Source organism: Streptomyces sp. JH14 (assembly GCF_029428675.1).
GTDB lineage: Bacteria > Actinomycetota > Actinomycetes > Streptomycetales > Streptomycetaceae > Streptomyces.
In genome coordinates this window covers 2,088,534-2,109,386 of sequence record NZ_JAJNEL010000001.1, presented here as the reverse complement: position 1 = coordinate 2,109,386, position 20,853 = coordinate 2,088,534, and the positions used below count along the sequence as shown (strand labels likewise).

General features: G+C 72.0%; 15 protein-coding genes and 1 pseudogene. 13 read left to right on the top strand and 3 right to left on the bottom strand.

Annotated features, from left to right (window positions below; genetic code table 11):
- Nucleotides 1-156: 156 nt before the first annotated feature.
- The 3 genes from LRD69_RS09565 (at nt 157) to hemW (ending at nt 5,471) form a co-directional block, all read left to right on the top strand.
- Nucleotides 157-2,046 carry an AMP-dependent synthetase/ligase gene (locus LRD69_RS09565; protein ID WP_277326132.1) on the top strand — a complete coding sequence of 630 codons (1,890 nt, stop codon included), beginning with the start codon at nt 157-159 and terminating at the stop codon, nt 2,044-2,046.
- A gap of 200 nt (nt 2,047-2,246) precedes the next feature.
- Nucleotides 2,247-4,196: an ATP-binding SpoIIE family protein phosphatase gene (locus LRD69_RS09560; RefSeq protein WP_277326131.1), complete on the top strand. Its 1,950-nt coding sequence runs from the start codon at nt 2,247-2,249 to the stop codon at nt 4,194-4,196.
- A 42-nt stretch (nt 4,197-4,238) separates the two neighbouring features.
- Nucleotides 4,239-5,471 carry a radical SAM family heme chaperone HemW gene (gene hemW / locus LRD69_RS09555; protein WP_277326130.1) on the top strand — a complete coding sequence of 411 codons (1,233 nt, stop codon included), beginning with the start codon at nt 4,239-4,241 and terminating at the stop codon, nt 5,469-5,471.
- Between the two features lie 201 nt (nt 5,472-5,672).
- On the opposite strand, the gene LRD69_RS09550 is transcribed toward hemW, so the two are convergent.
- Both LRD69_RS09550 and LRD69_RS09545 read right to left on the bottom strand, forming a co-directional pair.
- Nucleotides 5,673-6,494 (bottom strand): DUF3097 domain-containing protein, encoded by an 822-nt coding sequence (locus LRD69_RS09550; RefSeq protein WP_277326129.1) that lies wholly within the window; start codon nt 6,492-6,494, stop codon nt 5,673-5,675.
- Between the two features lie 25 nt (nt 6,495-6,519).
- The gene (locus tag LRD69_RS09545; protein ID WP_277326128.1) at nt 6,520-7,242 is read right to left on the bottom strand and encodes an MBL fold metallo-hydrolase; all 723 of its coding nucleotides are present in this window, start codon (nt 7,240-7,242) and stop codon (nt 6,520-6,522) included.
- 182 nt (nt 7,243-7,424) lie between these two features.
- Between LRD69_RS09545 and hrcA the strand changes: the two genes are divergently transcribed.
- From hrcA to LRD69_RS09500, 9 genes and pseudogenes are all read left to right on the top strand, one after another.
- Nucleotides 7,425-8,441: a heat-inducible transcriptional repressor HrcA gene (gene hrcA, locus LRD69_RS09540; RefSeq protein ID WP_277326127.1), complete on the top strand. Its 1,017-nt coding sequence runs from the start codon at nt 7,425-7,427 to the stop codon at nt 8,439-8,441.
- The gene (gene dnaJ, locus LRD69_RS09535; RefSeq protein WP_277326126.1) at nt 8,442-9,578 is read left to right on the top strand and encodes a molecular chaperone DnaJ; all 1,137 of its coding nucleotides are present in this window, start codon (nt 8,442-8,444) and stop codon (nt 9,576-9,578) included.
- 156 nt (nt 9,579-9,734) lie between these two features.
- A complete protein-coding gene (locus LRD69_RS09530; protein WP_277326125.1) occupies nt 9,735-10,808 on the top strand; it encodes a nitronate monooxygenase in 1,074 nt (357 codons plus the stop codon).
- A complete protein-coding gene (locus tag LRD69_RS09525; protein WP_277326124.1) occupies nt 10,805-11,551 on the top strand; it encodes a 16S rRNA (uracil(1498)-N(3))-methyltransferase in 747 nt (248 codons plus the stop codon). The genes LRD69_RS09530 and LRD69_RS09525 overlap by 4 nt, the downstream gene beginning before the upstream one ends.
- Before the next feature lie 196 nt (nt 11,552-11,747).
- Nucleotides 11,748-12,191, top strand: a complete 444-nt coding sequence (locus tag LRD69_RS09520; RefSeq protein ID WP_277326123.1) for a hypothetical protein — start codon at nt 11,748-11,750, stop codon at nt 12,189-12,191.
- 80 nt (nt 12,192-12,271) lie between these two features.
- Nucleotides 12,272-15,524 (top strand): annotated as a pseudogene (locus tag LRD69_RS09515) (S41 family peptidase).
- A gap of 119 nt (nt 15,525-15,643) precedes the next feature.
- The gene (locus LRD69_RS09510; protein WP_277326122.1) at nt 15,644-16,003 is read left to right on the top strand and encodes a histidine triad nucleotide-binding protein; all 360 of its coding nucleotides are present in this window, start codon (nt 15,644-15,646) and stop codon (nt 16,001-16,003) included.
- Nucleotides 16,004-16,017: 14 nt separating this feature from the next.
- Nucleotides 16,018-16,932 (top strand): ribonuclease Z, encoded by a 915-nt coding sequence (locus LRD69_RS09505; protein ID WP_277326121.1) that lies wholly within the window; start codon nt 16,018-16,020, stop codon nt 16,930-16,932.
- A gap of 29 nt (nt 16,933-16,961) precedes the next feature.
- Nucleotides 16,962-17,954, top strand: coding sequence for an adenosine deaminase (locus LRD69_RS09500; RefSeq protein ID WP_277326120.1), 993 nt, complete (start codon nt 16,962-16,964; stop codon nt 17,952-17,954).
- On the opposite strand, the gene LRD69_RS09495 is transcribed toward LRD69_RS09500, so the two are convergent.
- Nucleotides 17,918-19,276 (bottom strand): MFS transporter, encoded by a 1,359-nt coding sequence (locus tag LRD69_RS09495; RefSeq protein ID WP_277326119.1) that lies wholly within the window; start codon nt 19,274-19,276, stop codon nt 17,918-17,920. The two genes, LRD69_RS09500 and LRD69_RS09495, sit on opposite strands and share 37 nt — an antisense overlap.
- A 320-nt stretch (nt 19,277-19,596) precedes the next feature.
- Between LRD69_RS09495 and LRD69_RS09490 the strand changes: the two genes are divergently transcribed.
- The gene (locus LRD69_RS09490) at nt 19,597-20,700 is read left to right on the top strand and encodes a PfkB family carbohydrate kinase (protein ID WP_277326118.1); all 1,104 of its coding nucleotides are present in this window, start codon (nt 19,597-19,599) and stop codon (nt 20,698-20,700) included.
- The last annotated feature ends 153 nt before the right edge of the window (nt 20,701-20,853 follow it).

Sequence of the window (20,853 nt, the reverse complement as noted above, 5' to 3'; positions counted from 1 at the left end):
CGCGGTGGACGCGGGCGCTCTACCCTGATCACGGCTTCGTAGTTACTCGCCAGTTAAACAAGCGGGATCAAGCACGCAGACGTACGCAGGAACAAGCAGCAGCACGCAGCAACCAACAACCGGTCGTGAAGCACTGCCGCAGGCCCGGAGGATGTCGTGAGCGACACACAGACCTTGATCGAGAACCGACCGCCCTCCGTGGCGACCCTCTTCATCGACCGCGTTGCGGCCACCCCCGACGGGGAGGCCTACCGCTACCCGGTCCCCCCGGCCACCGGCCAGGGCCCCGACGAGTGGAAGTCGCTGAGCTGGGCGCAGGCCGCTGAGCGCGTGTACGCGATCGCCGCCGGCCTCATCGGTCTGGGTGTGGAGCCGGAGGAGCGGGTGGCGCTCGCCTCCGCCACTCGTGTCGACTGGATCATCGCCGACCTCGGCGTGATGTGTGCGGGCGCCGCGACCACCACGATCTACCCGTCGACCAACGCCGAGGAATCGTCGTTCATCCTCGCCGACTCCGAGAGCCGTGTGCTGATCGCCGAGGACGCCGGCCAGCTGGCCAAGGCCCGCGAGCGCCGCGCCGACCTGCCGAACCTCGCCCACGTCGTCGTCATCGACGCGGACGGCGTCGAGCCCGACGAGAGCGATCCCGCGGGCTGGGTCGTCACGCTGGCCGATCTGGAGGCCCGCGGCGCCGAGCTCCTGGCCAAGAACCCGGCCGCGGTGCAGGAGCGGGTCGACGCGATCACCGCCGAGCAGCTGGCCACGCTGATCTACACCTCGGGCACCACCGGCCGCCCCAAGGGCGTACGGCTGCCGCACGACAACTGGTCGTACATGGCCAAGGCCATCGTGGCGACCGGCCTGGTCGACGGGGAGGACGTCCAGTACCTCTGGCTGCCGCTCGCGCACGTCTTCGGCAAGGTCCTCATCTCGGGCCAGATCGAGGTCGGCCACGTCACCGCGGTCGACGGCCGTATCGACAAGATCATCGAGAATCTTCCGGTGGTCCAGCCGACGTACATGGCCGCCGTGCCCCGCATCTTCGAGAAGGTCTACAACGGGGTCGCCTCCAAGGCGCGGGCCGGTGGCGGCGCCAAGTACAAGATCTTCCAGTGGGCGGCCGGGGTCGCCCGCGAGCACGCGAAGGTCTCCCAGGACAACTTCCGGCGCACCGGCACGGCCTCCGTGCCGTTCGCGCTCGGCGCCAAGCACAAGGTCGCCGACACCCTCGTCTTCGCCAAGATCCGCGAGGCCTTCGGCGGCCGGCTGCGCGCCTGCGTCTCCGGTTCCGCGGCGCTCGCCCCCGACATCGGCTACTTCTTCGCCGGCGCCGGCATCCACATCCTGGAGGGCTACGGACTCACCGAGTCCAGCGCGGCATCCTTCGTCAACCCGGGCGAGGCATACCGCACGGGCACGGTCGGCAAGCCGCTCCCCGGCACCGAGGTGCGGATCGCCGACGACGGCGAGATCCTGCTGCGCGGCCCCGGCATCATGCAGGGCTACCACCGGCAGCCGGAGAAGACGGCCGAGGTGCTGGAGGCCGACGGCTGGCTGCACAGCGGTGACATCGGCGAGCTGTCCGTGGACGGCTACCTGCGGATCACCGACCGCAAGAAGGACCTGATCAAGACGTCGGGCGGCAAGTACGTCGCCCCGGCGGAGGTCGAGGGGCAGTTCAAGGCGGTGTGCCCGTTCGTGTCCAACATCCTGGTGCACGGCGCGGACCGCAATTTCTGTTCCGCCCTGATCGCCCTCGACGAGCCGACCATCCTCGGCTGGGCCGCCGAGAACGGACTCGCGGGCAAGCCGTATGCCGAGGTGGTCGCGTCCCCGCAGGCCGTGGAGCTCATCAACGGCTATGTGAAGCGGCTCAACGAGGGTCTGCAGCGCTGGCAGACCATCAAGCAGTTCCGGCTGCTGCCGCGCGACCTCGACGTCGAGCACGGCGAACTCACGCCGAGCCTCAAGCTCAAGCGGCCGGTCGTCGAGCGCGCGTACAAGAGCCTGATCGACGAGATGTACGCAGGCGCGCGCGAGGCGTAGGTACGGCCCATGGTGCGGACGGGGCGGGCCGCCCCGTCCGCACCGCTGTTCCTTGCCCGTTCCTGCGCGTCGTTCCTGTGTCTTCTCCTCCCACTTCGGTAACTCGGTGCTTCTGGGGAGGGCCGGTCTGTCACTCTGTCCGTGTCGTCAGCGGCACACGGCGCAAACAGGCCGTGCGAGAACAGGTCAGGAGCGGCGCCATGGGGCCCATTCCCTTGCAGCGGGACACCGTTCAGCATCCCGGTAACCACGTCGGGCGGACAGACGCGCAGCCGGTCGCCCGGACGAGCCTGCCGGGGAATCTCCTCGCCCCGGCCGCCGCGCGCCGGTTCGTCCGGGTCGCCCTCGCCGAGTGGACTGGGCTCGGGCTGCCCGCGGCGGTGGGCTTCAGCGACCGGCTGGCCGACGACGCGGTGACCGTCGCCGACGAGCTCGTCACCAACGCCGTCGTGCACGCCGGAACCACCGTCGAGCTGCTCTTCCGGCTGGAGGAGGCGGCCGGGGACGACGCCGCGGCCCTGGTGCTGGAGGTCGCCGACCACCACCCCGCCCGGTCCGTACGCAACGAACGCCCCGACCTTGTGCCGGCTGACCCGGACGACCCGGCCGAGGTCGGGCGCGGGCTGCAGGTCGTCGCCGCACTCGCCGAGCGCTGGGGCATCACCTACCGCACCGGCCTCAAGACCGTCTGGGCCCGGCTGCCCGTCGACGACTGGACCGCGCTGCCCGAGGCGGCCGCGGAGCCGGAACTCCGGAGCGGCCTGCGCACCGCCGAGCTGCTCGCCCCCACCGCCCGGCGCGCTCTGCGTGACGACGCGGACTGGGCGGGCCGCGGTGCGCTCTCGTTCCTCGCCGAGGCATCCGACCTCCTCGCCGGCCAGCTCGACGAGGACATCGTGGCGGCGCTCGCCGGGCAGTTACTCGTGCCCAGACTCGCCGACTGGTGTGCGATCTGGCTGGAGCCGGAGAACGGCGGGCCCGCAGCCGTCCCCCGGCTCGCGAGCGTCTGGCACCGTGACGAGACCGAGACCGGGCAGCTGCGCACGGTGCTGGAGCAGGACCCGATCCGGCTGCCGGAGCGGGTGGGTACCGGACCCGTCTCCATGCCGTGGCCCGGGGCCGACGAGGATGGGGCAGGACCGGGCGCCGACGGGCGCTCCAGCGGCCGTGCGGGGGCCGCGCTCGCCTATCGGATAACCGCCGGCGGCCGCACGCTCGGAGCCGTACTTCTGGGACGGGAGGGCATCGCCCGCGTCCCGCACGAGGTGACCGCCCTGGTCGAGGACTTCGTACGCCGGGTGGGACTCGCCGTCGGCGCCGCCCGCGCATACACCCGGCAGGCCACCATCAGCCGCGTCCTGCAGCGCGGACTGCTTCCCAGCAAGGTCGCCGACATACCCGGAGTCACCAGCTCACTGGTGTACGAGCCCAGCGACGACGGGGTCGTCGGCGGTGACTTCTACGACATTTTCTCGTGCCCCGGCGATCGCTGGTGCTTCATTCTCGGCGACGTCCAGGGCAGCGGCCCCGAGGCCGCCGTCGTCACCGGCCTCGCCCGGCCGTGGCTGCGGCTGCTGGCCCGGGAGGGCTTCCGCGTCGGCGAGGTGCTCGACCGGCTGAACCGGCTGCTCCTCGACGACGCGATGGAGACCGCCGAGGCCGCCGCCCTGATGGTCGCGGCGGCGGGCGGCCAGCCCCTGGCGGACGGCGGCCAGCAGCTGACGGACGGCGGGCAGCCCCGGTTCCTCTCCCTGCTGTACGGGGAGATGGTGCCGCTCCCCGGCGGCGGCGTGCGCTGCACGCTGGCCAGCGCGGGCCACCCGCTGCCGCTGCTGCTGCGCCCGGACGGCACCGTGCGTGCAGCCGCCGAGTCGCAGGTGCTGCTCGGGGTCGTCGAGGACGTCGCCTACGAGAGCCAGAGCTTCGACCTGGCACCGGGCGACAGCCTGCTCTGCGTCACGGACGGGGTGACGGAACGGCGCTCCGGGCCGCTGATGTTCGACGACGGGGACGGCCTGGCCCTCGCGCTGGCCGGCTGCGCCGGGCTGACCGCGGAAGGGATCGCGGACCGGATCAAGCGGGCCGTCCACGAGTTCGCGGAGCGGCCGCCGGACGACGATCTGGCGCTGGTCGTGCTGCAGGCCCAGTGAGCGTGGGCCGGGAACATCCGGCGGCGAGTGACAATGGACGGTATGCCTTCCGTACTGCCCGATGGTGAACCCGTGCCCGACGACGGGGCGCTGCCCCGCCATGCCCTGGAAGGCGCCGCCGACCGGCCGCTCGGCTTCTACCTGCATGTGCCGTACTGCGCGACCCGCTGCGGCTACTGCGACTTCAACACGTACACCGCGACCGAGCTGCGCGGCTCCGGCGGCGCGCTGGCCTCCCGTGACAACTACGCCGCCCATCTGATCGGCGAGGTCCGGCAGGCCCGCAAGGTGCTCGGCGACGACCCGCGGCCGGTCCGCACGGTGTTCGTCGGCGGCGGCACGCCCACGTTGCTGGCCGCGGGGGATCTCGTACGGATGCTGGCGGCGATCCGTGACGAGTTCGGTCTCGCCGACGACGCGGAGATCACGACCGAGGCCAATCCGGAGTCCGTCGGCCCGGCGTATCTGTCGGAGCTGCGGGAAGGCGGCTTCAACCGCATCTCGTTCGGGATGCAGAGTGCACGGCAGCACGTGCTGAAGATCCTCGACCGTACGCATACGCCGGGGCGGCCCGAGGCGTGTGTCGCGGAGGCGCGGGCGGCGGGCTTCGAGCACGTCAACCTCGACCTGATCTACGGCACCCCCGGCGAGTCCGACGACGACTGGCGTGCCTCGCTGGACGCGGCCATCGGGGCGGGTCCGGACCATGTGTCCGCGTACGCGCTGATCGTCGAGGAGGGGACGCAGCTGGCGCGGCGGATCCGGCGCGGCGAGGTTCCCATGACGGACGACGACGTCCATGCGGACCGTTATCTGATCGCCGACGAGGCGATGGCTGCGGCGGGCTTCTCCTGGTACGAGGTGTCGAACTGGGCCCGGACGCCAAAGGGCCGCTGCCTGCACAACGAGCTGTACTGGCGCGGAGCCGACTGGTGGGGCGCCGGGCCGGGTGCGCACAGCCATGTGGGCGGTGTGCGGTGGTGGAACGTGAAGCATCCCGGTGCGTATGCGCAGGCGCTGGCGGAAGGACGGTCTCCGGGGGCGGGCCGGGAGATCCTGTCGGCGGAGGACCGGCGGGTCGAGCGGATTCTGCTGGAGCTGCGGCTGGTGGACGGGTGTCCGTTGTCGTTGCTCGCTCCTGCGGGGCTGGCGGCGGCAGGGCGCGCGGTGCAGGACGGGTTGCTGGAGGCGGCGCCCTATGCGCAGGGGCGGGCTGTGCTGACTCTGCGGGGGCGGCTGCTCGCGGATGCGGTGGTCAGGGACCTGGTGGACTGAGGGGGCGGGGTGCGGGTGCGCCGGCGGCGTGCCTGTTCCCCTGCCCGCCCTTTCCCGGACCGGGGGCTCCGGGACCCCGGTCCTCGAATCGTGGGACGCGCCGGCGGGCGCCCGGTGCCGGCGGGAAGGCCGAGCACCCTTGATGAGTGCGGGGCGGAGTCCGGTGCGGCGCCCCCGGGACGAGCCGCCGTACAGCCCCGCCTATCCCCTCGGTGCTGTGACGAAGTCGATCAGCTCCTCCACCCGGCCCAGCAGCGCCGGTTCCAGGTCCCGGTAGGAGCGGACTGTGGACAGGATGCGCTGCCACGCCGCCCCTGTGTTCGCCGGCCAGCCCAGTGACCGGCACACGCCCGTCTTCCAGTCCTGGCCGCGTGGCACCACCGGCCAGCCCGCGATGCCCACCGACGACGGCTTCACCGCCTCCCATACGTCGATGTACGGGTGGCCGACCACCAGCACGTTCGCGTCCGTGACCTCGCTCGCGATTCTCGACTCCTTGGAGCCGGGGACCAGGTGGTCGACCAGGACGCCCAGCCGTGCGTCAGGACCGGGGGAGAAGTCGCGGACGACGGCCGGGAGGTCGTCGATGCCCTCCAGATACTCGACGACCACGCCCTCGATGCGCAGATCGTCGCCCCAGACCCGTTCGACCAGTTCCGCGTCGTGCCGGCCCTCCACATAGATGCGGCCCGCCCGTGCCACCCGTGCCCGCGCCCCGGGGACCGCCACCGAGCCGGAGGCCGTGCGGGTGGGGCGGACCGGGCCGGGCGCCGACGGGCGTACGAGGGTGACCACCCGGCCCTCCAGCAGGAAGCCGCGCGGTGCCATCGGGAACACACGGTGCTTGCCGAAACGGTCCTCCAGGGTCACGGTCGGCCCCTGGGACGTCTTCTCGCAGCGGATCACCGCACCGCAGAAGCCGGTGGAGACCTCCTCCACGACCAGATCGGGTTCGGCGGGGACCTCGGGGACGGGGGCGGACTTCTTCCACGGTGGGGTCAGGTCCGGGTGGTAGCTGCGCATCGCACGACGATAGGACGGGAACGCGTCACGACACGCCGAAGGCGCCGGACAGTTGATCGCGCTGCGCACGTACGAACGCGGCGTCCACGACCGCGCCGTGCCCCGGTACGTACGCCGCGGACTCACCGCCCAGCGCCAGCAGCCGGTCCAGCGCGGCCGGCCAGCGCGACGGGATCGCGTCCGGGCCCGCCTGGGGCTCGCCGGACTCCTCGACCAGGTCGCCGCAGAGCACGACGGCGGGGGAGCCGGGCACCAGGACCGCGAGATCGTGGCCGGTGTGGCCGGGTCCCACGTTCGCCAGCAGCACCTGGCGGCCGCCGCCCAGGTCGAGCGTCCACTCACCGCACACCTCGTGGTGCGGCGCCACCAGTACGTCGACGGCCTGCGCCGCGTCCTCCCTGCACATTCCGTGGCGCACCGCGTCGGCGCGCAGCTCCTCCGCCCCGCGGGTGAAGAGATCCGCCATCCCGACCGCGCCGTACACCTCCGCCCCGGCGAAGGCCGCGGTGCCGAGCACATGGTCGAAGTGCGGGTGACTGAGTGCGATATGCGTCACCCTGCGGCCGATCAAGGACTGCACCTGGGCCCTTGTCTCCGCGCCTTCGCGCAGCGTCGATCCGGTGTCGAAGAGCAGCGCCCCGTCCGCTCCGACCACCAGTGCGACCGTCGCGTCCCAGCGGGGAAGGCGTCGCCGGCCCACACCGTTGCCGAGTCGCTCCCAGCCGAACTCTTCCCAAGAGGCGTCCATACAGCGACGCTATCGGCAACGACCTGCGCAGTCTCGCGGTAGCGTGGCCGGTCGCCCTTGCTTGGGCCCCACCCGGCCGCCGTACACTTGCGGGGGATCGCTGGCACTCGTGCGCATCGAGTGCCAGGGCCCTTCGAGGGACGACCGGAATCCGCCGAGGAACACAGCTGGAGGTGTGCGCCATGCTCAGCGAACGCAGACTCGAAGTGCTGCGCGCCATCGTCCAGGACTATGTCGGCACCGAGGAACCCGTCGGTTCCAAGGCGCTCACCGAGCGGCACAAGCTGGGGGTCTCCCCGGCCACCGTCCGCAACGACATGGCGGTGCTGGAGGACGAGGGCTTCATCGCCCAGCCCCACACCAGTGCCGGACGCATCCCGACGGACAAGGGCTACCGGCTCTTCGTCGACAAGCTGGCAGGGGTCAAGCCCCTGTCGTCGCCGGAGCGCAGGGCCATTCAGAACTTCCTCGACGGCGCGGTCGACCTCGACGACGTCGTGGGCCGCACCGTACGGCTGCTCGCGCAGCTGACCCGGCAGGTCGCCATCGTGCAGTACCCCTCGCTGACCCGGTCGACGGTGCGGCATGTGGAGCTGCTGTCGCTGGCGCCCGCCCGGCTGATGCTCGTGCTGATCACGGACACCGGCAGGGTCGAGCAGCGCATGATCGACTGTCCCGCGCCGTTCGGTGAGACCTCTCTCGCCGATCTGCGGGCCCGGCTCAACAGCCGGGTCGTCGGACGCCGTTTCTCGGACGTCCCGCAGCTGGTGCAGGACCTGCCGGATTCCTTCGAGAGCGAGGACCGGGGAACCGTGTCCACCGTGCTCTCCACCCTGCTCGAAACCCTCGTCGAGGAGACGGAGGAGCGGCTGATGATCGGCGGCACCTCCAACCTCACCCGCTTCGGGCACGACTTCCCTGTGATGATCCGGCCGGTGCTGGAGGCATTGGAGGAGCACGTCGTGCTGCTGAAGCTGCTCGGCGAGGCCAAGGACTCGGGCATGACCGTACGTATCGGGCACGAGAACGCCCACGAGGGGCTCAACTCCACGTCCGTCGTCGCGGTCGGCTACGGTTCGGGCGACGAGGCAGTCGCCAAACTCGGCGTGGTCGGACCGACCCGCATGGACTACCCCGGAACGATGGGAGCGGTACGCGCAGTGGCACGTTACGTCGGACAGATCCTGGCGGAGTCGTAAGTGGCCACGGACTACTACGCCGTACTCGGCGTGCGCCGCGACGCATCTCAGGACGAGATCAAGAAGGCCTTCCGGCGGCTCGCACGCGAGCTGCATCCGGATGTCAACCCCGATCCGAAGACCCAGGAGCGGTTCAAGGAGATCAACGCCGCTTACGAGGTGTTGTCGGATCCGCAGAAGAAGCAGGTCTACGACCTCGGCGGCGACCCGCTGTCCGCCTCCGGCGGCGGTGGCGCGGGCGGATTCGGACAGGGTGGCTTCGGCAACTTCTCCGACATCATGGACGCGTTCTTCGGTACGGCGTCGCAGCGCGGACCCCGTTCGCGCACCCGGCGCGGCCAGGACGCGATGATCCGGCTGGAGATCGATCTCGCCGAGGCGGCGTTCGGTACCACCAAGGACATCCAGGTGGACACGGCCGTCGTCTGTACGACCTGCAGCGGCGAGGGCGCCGCGCCCGGCACCTCGGCCCAGACCTGTGACATGTGCCGCGGCCGCGGTGAGGTCTCGCAGGTCACCCGGTCGTTCCTCGGCCAGGTCATGACGTCGCGGCCCTGCCCGCAGTGCCAGGGCTTCGGCACGGTCGTGCCGACCCCCTGCCCGGAGTGCGCCGGCGACGGCCGCATCCGTTCGCGGCGCACGCTGACCGTGAAGATCCCCGCCGGTGTCGACAACGGCACCCGCATCCAGCTCGCGGGCGAGGGTGAGGTCGGCCCCGGCGGCGGACCGGCCGGCGACCTGTACGTCGAGATCCATGAGCTGCAGCACGCGGTGTTCCAGCGCCGCGGCGACGATCTGCACTGCACGGTCACGATCCCCATGACGGCGGGTGCGCTCGGTACCAAGGTGCCGCTGGAGACGCTCGACGGCCTGGAGGAGGTCGACATCCGGCCGGGCACCCAGTCCGGCCAGTCGGTCCCGCTGCACGGCCGCGGCATCACCCACCTGCGCGGTGGCGGGCGCGGCGACCTGATCGTGCACGTCGAGGTGATGACCCCGTCGAAGCTGGACCCGGAGCAGGAGCGACTGCTGCGGGAGCTGGCGAAGCTGCGCGGCGAGGAGCGGCCCACCGGTCAGTTCCAGCCGGGGCAGCAAGGGCTGTTCTCCCGGCTGAAGGACGCGTTCAACGGCCGCTGAGGCCGACCCGTCCCGTCAGCACCCTCTGCACCGCCCCGCCCGCCGGTCCCGGACCGGCGGGCGGTCGGAGAGGTACTCCTCCGGTTCCCCGCGGACGGCTTTTCGGTCACGCCCGGCTGATTCGGAACGGTGCACGGGACGTGACACGATGCGGTCATGTCATCCGCGTTGACCGATCTCTGCCGGTATCCGATCGTGCAGGCCCCGATGGCGGGCGGTGTGTCCTGTCCGCAACTCGTTGCGGCCGTCGCCGAAGCGGGCGGGCTCGGCTTCCTGGCGGCCGGGTACAAGACGGCGGACGGCATGTACAACGAGATCAAACAGCTGCGCCGGCTGACCGGTCAGCCGTTCGGCGTCAACCTCTTCATGCCGCAGCCCGACCTTGCCGACCCGAGCGCCGTCGAGGTGTACCGGCACCAGCTCGCCGGTGAGGCCGCCTGGTACGAAACCCCGCTCGGCGACCCGGACTCCCACGGCGACGACGGCTACGAGGCCAAGCTCGCCATCCTTCTGGAGGACCCGGTTCCGGTGGTCTCCTTCACGTTCGGCTGCCCCACCCGGGACACCCTCGACGCGCTCGCCGGCGTCGGTACGTACACCGTCGTCACGGTCACCACGCCCGAGGACGCGCAGGCCGCGCAGTGGGCGGGCGCCGACGCGGTCTGCGTTCAGGGCATCGAGGCGGGCGGCCACCAGTCCGCCTTTCGCGACGACCCGCAGACCGACGGCAGCGGCACAGGTCTGCTCTCCCTGGTGACCCAGGTCCGCGAGACCGTCCAGGTGCCGGTCATCGCGGCGGGCGGCATCATGCGCGGCTCCCAGATCGCGGCGGTGCTCGCGGCGGGCGCGGAGGCGGCGCAGCTCGGCACGGCGTTCCTGATCTGCCCCGAGTCCGGCGCCCATCTGCTGCACAAACAGGCCCTGACGAACCCCTTGTTCGCACGGACGGCACTGACGCGGGCGTTCTCCGGGCGCCCGGCCCGCGGCCTCGTCAACCGCTTCATGCGCGAGCACGGCCCGTACGCCCCCGCCGCCTACCCGCAGGTGCACCATGTCACCAGCGGACTGCGCAAGGCCGCCGCCAAGGCCGGCGACGCCCAGGGCATGGCCCTGTGGGCGGGCCAGGGCCACCGGATGGCCCGCGAGCTGCCGGCCGGCCGGCTGACCGTGCTGCTCGCCGAAGAGCTGGATGCCGCGCGCGCGGCAGTGAGCACAAGGAGCAAGCAGTGACCGCACCGGTCTTCGTCGTCGAACAGGTCCCCAGCGGCCCCGGGTTCGTGCTGGAGGGACCCGAGGGGCGGCACGCCGTATCGGTGAAGCGGCTGCACGCCGGTGAGGACGTCGTCCTGACGGACGGGCACGGCCGCTGGGTGGAAGGCGTCGTGCAGACCACCGAGGGCAAGGACCGGCTCGTCCTGGCGGACCTCGGCACGGTCCACGAGGAACCCCGGCCCGCGCCCCGTATCACCGTGGTCCAGGCGCTGCCCAAGGGCGACCGGGGCGAAGTGGCCGTCGAGACGCTGACGGAGACCGGCGTCGACACGATCGTGCCGTGGCAGGCCTCGCGCTGCATCACCCAGTGGAAGGGCGACCGCGGTCTCAAGTCCCTGGCGAAATGGCGGAACACGGCCCGCGAGGCGGGCAAGCAGTCGCGCCGGGTGCTGTTCCCGGAGGTGACGGACGCCATGACGACCAAACAGGTTGCCGCGCTTTTGGCCACAGCGGACTTCGCGGCCGTCCTGCACGAGGAACGGGAGTACGACAGCGAGCCGCTGGCCACCGTCGGACTCCCCGCCGTGGGCGAGATCATGCTGGTCGTGGGCCCCGAGGGCGGTGTCTCGCCGGACGAGCTGGCTGCCTTCGCGGACGCAGGCGCCCGGACCTGCCGGCTCGGCCGGAGCGTCCTGCGCACCTCCACGGCGGGCACCGCGGCAACGGCGCTGCTGCTGGGACGCACCGGCCGCTGGGCGTGACCACCGCGTACCGCAGGCCGGGCGTGACCGTAGGCGGTCTACCGCACCGCAGGGGTGTGGTGGGACGCTGTCACGTATGGGGACATTGAGGGCATCAAGTCCAGGGGGTCGCGGCCGGACCCGTCGTATTCCGGCCGTACTCTGCCTCGTCGGTGCGGCGGTCGCGGGCGCAGTCGCCTGTGAGCCGGTCGACGGGATGAACTCCGCGTCCGTCGCTCTGACCACCGATCAGACCGGCACCCGGGCGCTGGAGCGCGCAGGTGTCGACGTGCAGTGGCTCAACTGCGCGGCCGATGTCGAAGGTGGCGCCACGACGCCGTACCCGGCCTCGCCCGCGCCCTCCGCGTCCGTGCCGCAGGTGGCACGGGTCGACTGCCGTGGCCGGACCGCGGGCGGCAAGGAGATCACGCTCGCCGGCAAGGTCACGAAGGAGGTCAACGGGCAGTGTGTCCGGGGAGATCTGACCGGGAAGGCCGGAGACAAGGTCGTCCTGCGGACCGATGTGCTCGGCGACTGCACCGCCGCCCCCACAACCCGTGGCGTGACACCGCCGACGGACGGGAACAACGGCGGCGGTGGCGGTGTCCGGCCGACCGTCACCGTGACCGTCACGGTGACCGGCTATCCCCGGGGCAAGTGAGTTCATTCGCCAACCGGTTGTGCGGCGGACTCCGGCCAACCCCGTTCCCCGAAGTGTGACCTGGGCCTAGGGTGATCGATGTGACACAGCCTGCCTATCTCCGGTACCCCCATGTCCAGGGCGAGTTGATCGCCTTCACCGCCGAGGACGATGTCTGGCTGGCGCCGCTCGACGGCGGCCGCGCCTGGCGGGTCAGCGCCGACAACCGACCCGTCAGCCAGCCACGCATATCGCCCGACGGCACCCACGTCGCCTGGACGTCCACCCGGGACGGCGCCCCCGAGGTGCACCTCGCACCCGTCGACGGCGGGCCTGCGAAGCGGCTGACGTACTGGGGGGGACGCCCGGACCTCCGTACGCGGCTGGACCCCCGACGGCGACGTCCTGGTCATCAGCACCCAGGGACAGGTGTCGCTGCGCCGCAGCTGGGCCAGGGCCCTCCCGGTCGACGGCGGGCCCGCGCGGACCCTGCCGTACGGACCGGTCGGCTCCCTCGCGTACGGACCCGGCGGACGGATCCTGCTGCTCTCGGCCACCATGGGGCGCGAGGCCGCCACCTGGAAGCGCTACCGCGGTGGCACGGCGGGCAAGCTGTGGCTCGCGCACGCACCCGGGGAAGGCCAGGGACCGGACGGCGCCGCGGAGTTCGTACGGATCCACGAGGACCTCGACGGCAACATCGAATGCCCGATGTGGGTCGGCGACCGGCTCGCCTTCCTCTCCGACCACGAAGGCGTCGGCGCGCTCTACTCCTCGCTCCCCGACGGCTCCGACCTGCGCCGGCACACCGCGGTCGACGGTTTCTACGCCCGCCACGCCACGACCGACGGCACCCGCGTCAGCTACGCCTCGGCCGGTGAGCTGTGGCTGCTCGACGACCTCGAAGGAGCCGCACCGCGCCGCCTCGACATCCGCCTCGGCGGCCAGCGCGCCGACCTCCAGCCGCACTCCGTCCACGCCGGGAGCCACCTCGACTCGGCGTCCCCGGACCGTACCGGCCGCGGGAGCGCCGTCGGGACGCGCGGCGCCGTCCACTGGGTCACCCACCGCGAGGGCCCGGCCCGCGCGCTGGCCGTCGAACCCGGTGTGCGGGCCAGGCTGCCCCGTACCTTCCAGGCCGACGGTGAGCAGCACGTCGTCTGGGTCACCGACGCGGAGGGCGACGACGCCCTGGAGTGCGCGCCCGCCACCGGGACCGCACCCGGCGCCGTACCACGCCGGCTCGCCGCCGGCCGGCTCGGCAGGGTGCTCGACCTGGCGGCGGCCCCCGACGGCAGCCGCTTCGCCGTCGCCTCGCACGACGGCCGGATCATGATCGTCGAGCAGGAGAGCGGCGAGGTCCACGAGGTCGACCGCAGCGACCACGGCGACGCCTCCGGGCTCGTCTTCTCGCCCGACTCGGCCTGGCTCGCCTGGTCGCACCCCGGGCCCGACCCGCTGCGCCAGCTCAAGCTCGCACACCTCGCCGATCTGTCGGTCGCCGAAGCCACGCCGCTCCGTTTCCGCGACTACGCCCCGGCGTTCACCGTCGACGGCAAGCACCTCGCCTTCCTCTCCGAGCGGGCCTTCGACCCGGTCTACGACGCGCACGTCTTCGACCTGGCCTTCGTCGGTGCCTGCCGCCCGCACCTGCTGACGCTCGCGGCCACCACACCGTCCCCGTTCGGGCCGCAGCGCCACGGCCGCCCGGCCGAGAAGGAGAAGGGCTCCGGCGACGGCGACCAGGACAACCCGACCGCGCTGCCCGTCACCCGTATCGACCTCGAGGGGCTCGCCGACCGGATCGTGCCGCTGCCCGTCGAGGCCGCCCGCTACTCCATGCTGCGCGCGGCGAAGGACGGACTGCTGTGGCTGCGGCACCCGGTGACCGGGGTGCTCGGTACCTCAGCGGCGACGCCGGACGACCGGGGGCCGGAGACCGTCCTGGAGCGGTACGACCTGGAGAAGCTGCGCGGCGAGGAACTCGCCTCCGACGTCAGCCGGTTCGCCGTCAGCGGCGACGGCAGGAGGCTGGTCCTGCACACCCGGGGCAAGCTGCGCGTCGTGCCCGCGGACAGCCGCGTTCCGGCGGGCTCCGACGACGACCACGACGGAGGCAGCGACACCAACGTCACCGTCGACCTCTCCCGGATCCGCCGGACCGTCGTACCTGCCGCCGAATGGCGCCAGATGTACGACGAGGCCGGCCGCATCATGCGCGACAACTTCTGGCGGCCCGACATGGGCGGCGTCGACTGGGACGCGGTCCTCGACCGCTACCGGCCGGTGCTGGCGCGCGTAGCCACCCATGACGACCTCGTCGACCTGCTCTGGGAGGTGCAGGGTGAGCTCGGCACCTCGCACGCGTATGTGACGCCGCCGGGCGGCCGGCACGACGACGCGACCCGGCAGGGGCTGCTCGGGGCCGACATCTCCCGTACGGACGAAGGCGATTGGTGCATCGACCGGATCCTGCCGTCCGAGACTTCCGACCCGGCAGCCCGTTCGCCGCTCGCCGCGCCCGGCGTGGCGGTCCGCGTCGGGGACGCGATCCTCGCCGTCGACGGCCAGGAGATCGACCCCCTGACCGGGCCCGGACCGCTGCTCACCGGCTCGGCCGGGAAGCCGGTCGAGCTGACCGTCGCACCGGCGGACGGCGGCAACCTGCGTCATGTCGTCGTCGTGCCGACCGCGGACGAGGAGGCGCTGCGCTACCACGCGTGGGTGGCGGACCGGCGGGCGTACGTGCACGAGCAGTCCGGTGGCCGTCTCGGCTACCTCCACGTCCCCGACATGGTCGGCTACGGCTGGGCGCAGCTCCACCGGGACCTGCGGGTCGAAGTGGCCCGTGAGGGGCTGGTGGTGGACGTGCGGGAGAACCGCGGCGGCCACACCTCGCAGCTGGTGGTGGAGAAGCTGGCCCGCCGCATCGTCGGCTGGGACCTGCCGCGCGGCATGCAGCCGTACAGCTACCCCGGAGACGCGCCGCGCGGACCGGTGGTGGCCGTGGCGAACGAGTTCTCCGGCTCGGACGGCGACATCGTGAACGCGGCGATCAAGGCGCTCGGGATCGGGCCGGTGGTCGGTACGCGGACCTGGGGCGGTGTGGTCGGCATCGACAGCCGGTACCGCCTGGTTGACGGCACGTCGGTCACGCAGCCCAAGTACGCGTTCTGGCTGGAGGGGTACGGCTGGGGTGTGGAGAACCACGGGGTGGATCCGGACGTGGAGGTCGTGACGGCGCCGCAGGACCATGCGGCGGGGCGTGATCCGCAGCTGGACGCGGCGATCCGGATCGCGCTGGAGGGGCTGGCCCGGACCCCGGCGAAGACGGCACCGGGACTGCCGGAGTAGGCGGGCGGGGCGGGGCGCCGAAGGCGCGCCCGCCCCGCTCCCACAGCCTCGCCGACCGCGCACCCCCGCCGGATAGCATGCCGGTGTAGAGATCAACCACGCGACCGAGGAGCCCGGCCATGGCGGGAGAACCGCAGTCCGACTGCCTGTTCTGCAAGATCGTCTCGGGAGACATCCCGGCAACCATCGTCCGCGAGACCGAGACGACCGTCGCCTTCCGCGACATCAACCCCCAGGCCCCCACCCACATTCTCATCATCCCTCGCGTCCACCACCGGGACGCCGCCACCCTTGCCGCCGCCGAACCGCAGATCGCCGCCGACATACTGCGTGAGGCCGGGCACGTGGCCGCCGACGAGAAGATCACCGACACCGGATACCGGGTCGTCTTCAACACCGGCAGCGGCGCCGGACAGACCGTCTTCCACGCGCACGCCCACGTCCTGGGCGGCCGCGGGATGCAGTGGCCCCCCGGATAACGGGCCACCGCACCATGTCCGTACGCGAACTCGTCGTCCTCGGCACCGCCAGTCAGGTGCCCACCCGGCACCGCAACCACAACGGCTATCTGCTGCGCTGGGACGGCGAGGGCATCCTCTTCGACCCGGGCGAGGGCACCCAGCGCCAGATGCTGCGGGCCGGCGTCGCCGCGCACGACATCAACCGGATCTGCGTCACGCACTTCCACGGCGACCACTCCCTCGGCCTGGCGGGCGTGATCCAGCGGATCAACCTCGACCAGGTCCCGCACCCCGTCACCGCGCACTACCCGGCGAGCGGCCGGCACTTCTTCGAGCGGCTGCGGTACGCGACCGCCTACCGCGAGTCCGTCGAGCTGGCCGAGGCCCCGGTCGCCGCCGACGGGATCGTCGACGAGACGGACGCGTACACCCTGTACGCCCACAAGCTCTCGCACCCCGTCGAGTCGTACGGCTACCGCCTCGTCGAGCCCGACCGGCAGCGCATGCTTCCCGCCAGGCTCGCCGAGCACGGCATCAGCGGGCCGGACGTCGGACGGATCCAGCGCGAGGGGTCGCTGCGAGGGGTCGGTCTCGACGAGGTCTCCGAGCGCAGGCGCGGACAGCGGTTCGCGTTCATCATGGACACGAGACTCTGCGACGGCGTGTACACGCTGGCCGAGGGGTGCGACATGCTGGTCATCGAGTCGACCTTCCTCGACGAGGACGAACGGCTCGCCACCGACCACGGTCATCTCACCGCGGGCCAGGCCGCCCGGGTGGCCCGGGACGCGGGCGTACGGCATCTGGTACTGACGCACTTCTCGCAGCGGTACGCGGAACCGGACGACTTCGCGGACCAGGCGCGCGCCGCCGGGTTCGAGGGCGAACTGACCATCGCCCAGGACCTGATAAGCGTTCCCGTCCCCACCCGCCATCAACAGCAGTGACCGCACCGCCATCCGTGAGTGAGAAAACCGTGCACATCCCCAAGGCCGAACTCCACCTCCACATCGAAGGAACCCTCGAACCCGAGCTGGCCTTCGCCCTCGCCGCACGCAACGGCGTGCAGCTGCCGTACGCGAACACCGAAGAGCTGCGCACCGCCTACCTCTTCGACGATCTGCAGACCTTCCTCGACCTGTACTACGCGCTGATGGCCGTCCTGCGCACCGAGGACGACTTCGAGCAGCTCGCCGACGCCTACCTCACCCGCGCGGCCGCTCAGGGCGTCCGTCACGCGGAGATCTTCTTCGACCCGCAGGCGCACACCGCCCGCGGCGTCCCGATCGGCACCGTCGTCGAGGGACTCGGCCGGGCGCTCGACCGCAGCGAGGAGGAGCACGGCATCTCCACCCAGCTGATCATGTGTTTTCTGCGCGACCAGTCCGCCGCATCGGCCCTGGAGACCCTCGACGCCGCCACGCCGTACCTGCACCGGATCAGCGCCGTGGGCCTCGACTCGGCGGAGGTCGGGCACCCGCCCGCGAAGTTCCGCGAGGTGTACGAGGCGGCCGCGGCACTCGGGTTGCGGAAGGTCGCCCACGCCGGCGAGGAGGGTCCGCCCGAGTACATCCGGGAGGCACTCGACGTGCTCGGCGTCGAACGCATCGACCACGGGCTGCGCTGCATGGAGGATCCGCAGCTGGTGAAGCGGCTCGTCGCCGAGCGGGTGCCGCTCACCCTCTGCCCGCTGTCCAACGTACGGCTGCGCGCCGTCGACACCCTGGAGCAGCATCCGCTGCGGGCCATGCTCGACGCCGGACTGCACTGCACGGTGAACTCCGACGACCCCGCCTACTTCGGCGGATACGTCGGAGACACCTTCCACGCCGTCCACGAGGCGCTCGGCCTGGAGCGCGAACAGCTGCGCACGCTGGCCAGGAACTCCTTCGAGGCGGCCTTCCTCGACCACGACGAGGAGCGCAGGGCGCGCTATCTGTCCGAGGTCGAGGCGTACGCGTTCGACTGACCGCCCGCACCCGAAGGACCGGCCGTCCGGAACGCGTTCCTGCCCAGGCGCCTGCGGCGCAGCGCGGGCATGCTGATCTCCGCGACGGCCTGTTCGGGCGCACCCAGCTTCGGCACCGCACCGGGCAGCGTGCCGGTGGTGGCGGCGAGCAGGGCCGCGGGTGCGCCACCGCGGCGGCGTACCGAACCGGGCACCAGCGGACGGCCACCGGTGTGCAGCGCGACGGCCGTGACCGGGGCGGCGACCAGCAGCGTCACGGCGCCCAGGACCAGCCCCATCGCCGGATAGCCGGCCAGCTCGGACAGCACACTGCCGAGGACCGGGCCGCAGGCCACGCCGACGGACGACGCGGAGCCCGCAAGGACCGCCCAGCGTCCGCGTACGTCCAGGGCCGCGGCCAGACCGATCAGATACGACAGGACCACCGGGTAGACGGTGTTCCACGTGATCTCGCCGGTGGCGAACGAACCGAGCCCGTCCGCCGACGAGCTGACCACGATGCTGGCCGCGATGACCACCGTGCCGAGACCGATCGGAACGGCCCGGCCGAGCCGTGCGCCGAGCACCCCGGCGCCCATCACACCGAGCAGCGCGGCGCCGAGCGCGGCCGCGAACACCGCGCCGACGGTGACCTCGGAGAGCCCGGCCTGGACCACCCCGATCCGGCTGCTGACCCCCCACAGCGCGTTCTGCGCCATGGACCAGACGAGCATGCCGCCCGCCAGCACCAGACCGGAGCGGCGGTGCGGCAGCCGGCCGGAGGCGGGCGCGCCGGCACCGGTGTGCGCCGAGCCGTCGAGCCGCGCGGTGGCGGGCCAGACGAGCAGGGCGACCAGTGCGATCGAGGCGAACGGCAGCCGGTGACCGCCGCCCAGGTGCGGCATCGTCAGATAGAGGGCGCCCGCGGTCGCGGAGACGCTGAGCAGACCCAGGGACGAGGTGCGGTGCGGATCGCGCTGCGCGGCGATACCGGCCGCGGCCACCGCCGTCGCCGTACCGGAGCCCAGGCCGCCGATCATCGCGCCCAGGACGACCAGCGGCACGGAGCCCGCCAGTGCGGCGCAGCCGTACCCCAGGACGGCCAGGGCCAGCCCGATCCGTGCCGGTCCCCGCAGCCCGTACACCTCGACCCGGCCCGCCAGCGAGAACCCGGCCGTGGCCGAACTCAGCAACAGCGCACTGCCGATCAGCCCGGCCTGGGCCGGGCTGAGCCCCAGATGGGTGGAGAGACGGCCGACAAGGGTGGGGAGCAGATAGGCAGCGAGGTAACCGGCGGTGAACACGGCGACCAGGGGCCATGCGGCGCGAGGGCGCGAGGACATGGGCGTTCCTGAAGACATGCCGAAGAAGGCAGGGGAGGGCAATGAGGGAAAATACGGGGGGAGGCGGCGCACACGTCGATGGCGGCGCTCGCGCGCCAATTTGTATCAAGTGCGCACGGCTGACCGAAAGGCGCCTCTGTGTGATCTACGTCACTTATGTGTTTACGGTCTTACGCGCCGGGTATCGGCGAATGTTTACGCAGGTCAGCGCCCTTGCATACAGAACCGGCGCACGCCCTCCGGCACGGCGGCGCGAACCCTCCGGATGCGTACGCACATCGGGCACACTGACCGGATCTGCCACGACCGGGGAGTGCAAGGTGAGCACAGATATTCCAGACATCGACCCACTGGACGGGCTGCGCGCCCCGCAGGATCCCGACTGCGATGTGTTCCTCACCGGCACGGTCTTCCTCGACATCGTCTTCACCGGACTGGACAGCGCCCCGGTGCGCGGCACCGAGTCCTGGGCGCGCGGCATGGGTTCCAGCCCCGGCGGCGTTGCCAACATGGCCACTGCACTGGCCCGGCTCGGACTGCACACCTCGCTCGCCGCGGCATTCGGCGACGACCACTACGGGGAGTACTGCTGGGACGCCCTCGAACAGGGTGAGGGCATCGACCTCTCCATGTCGCACACCGTCCGCGGCTGGCACTCGCCGGTGACCGTCTCGATGGCGTACGAGGGCGAACGGACGATGGTCTCGCACGGGCACGAGGCCCCGCCGCCCGCCGCCCCCGCGAACCGGACCTTCCCGCACTGTCCGCCGCGCGCCCGCGCAGCCGTCGCCTCCCTCGTCCCCGGCCGCAGCGAACCGTGGGTGGCCACCGCCGCCCGGCATGGCGCCCGGATCTTCGCCGACGTCGGCTGGGACGAGACCGGCCGCTGGGACCTGGACGCGCTTCCCGACCTGGAGCACTGCCAGGCCTTCCTGCCCAACGCGCAGGAGGCGATGCGCTACACCCGCACCGACTGCCCGCGCGCCGCCGCCCACGCCCTGGCCGAACGGGTACCGCTCGCTGTCGTCACGCTGGGCGCGGAGGGCGCGTACGCGGTGGACGCCGCCACCGGCGTCACCGCCGAGGTGCCCGCGATCGAGGTCGAGGCACTCGATCCGACCGGAGCGGGTGACGTCTTCGTCGCCGGATTCGTCACCGGCACCCTGGCGGACTGGCCGCTGGCCGACCGGCTGGCCTTCGCCGGACTGACGGCGGCGCTCTCCGTCCAGGAGTTCGGCGGGTCCCTTTCGGCGCCGGGCTGGGCGGAGATCGCCGCCTGGTGGCAGCAGGTCCGCACCTGCGACAGCCAGGAACCGGCGGCGCTGCAGCGGTACGCGTTCCTGGAGAGCCTGCTGCCCGCGGCCGCCCGGCCCTGGCCGCTGCGCCGGGCCGTACCGACGATCGGCTTCCGCCGCCCGGCGTGACGGCCGGACGGGTGGGCGTCGGGCGGGGCGGGCGTACGCAGCGGTGTACGCGCGCAACGGTGTACGCGCGCAGCGGTGTACGTGCGTGCGAAAAAGCTCTCGGTGTTGTCGGTGCGGAGTCGTACGCTTGGTAATCCAGAGGTTGTCGAGCAG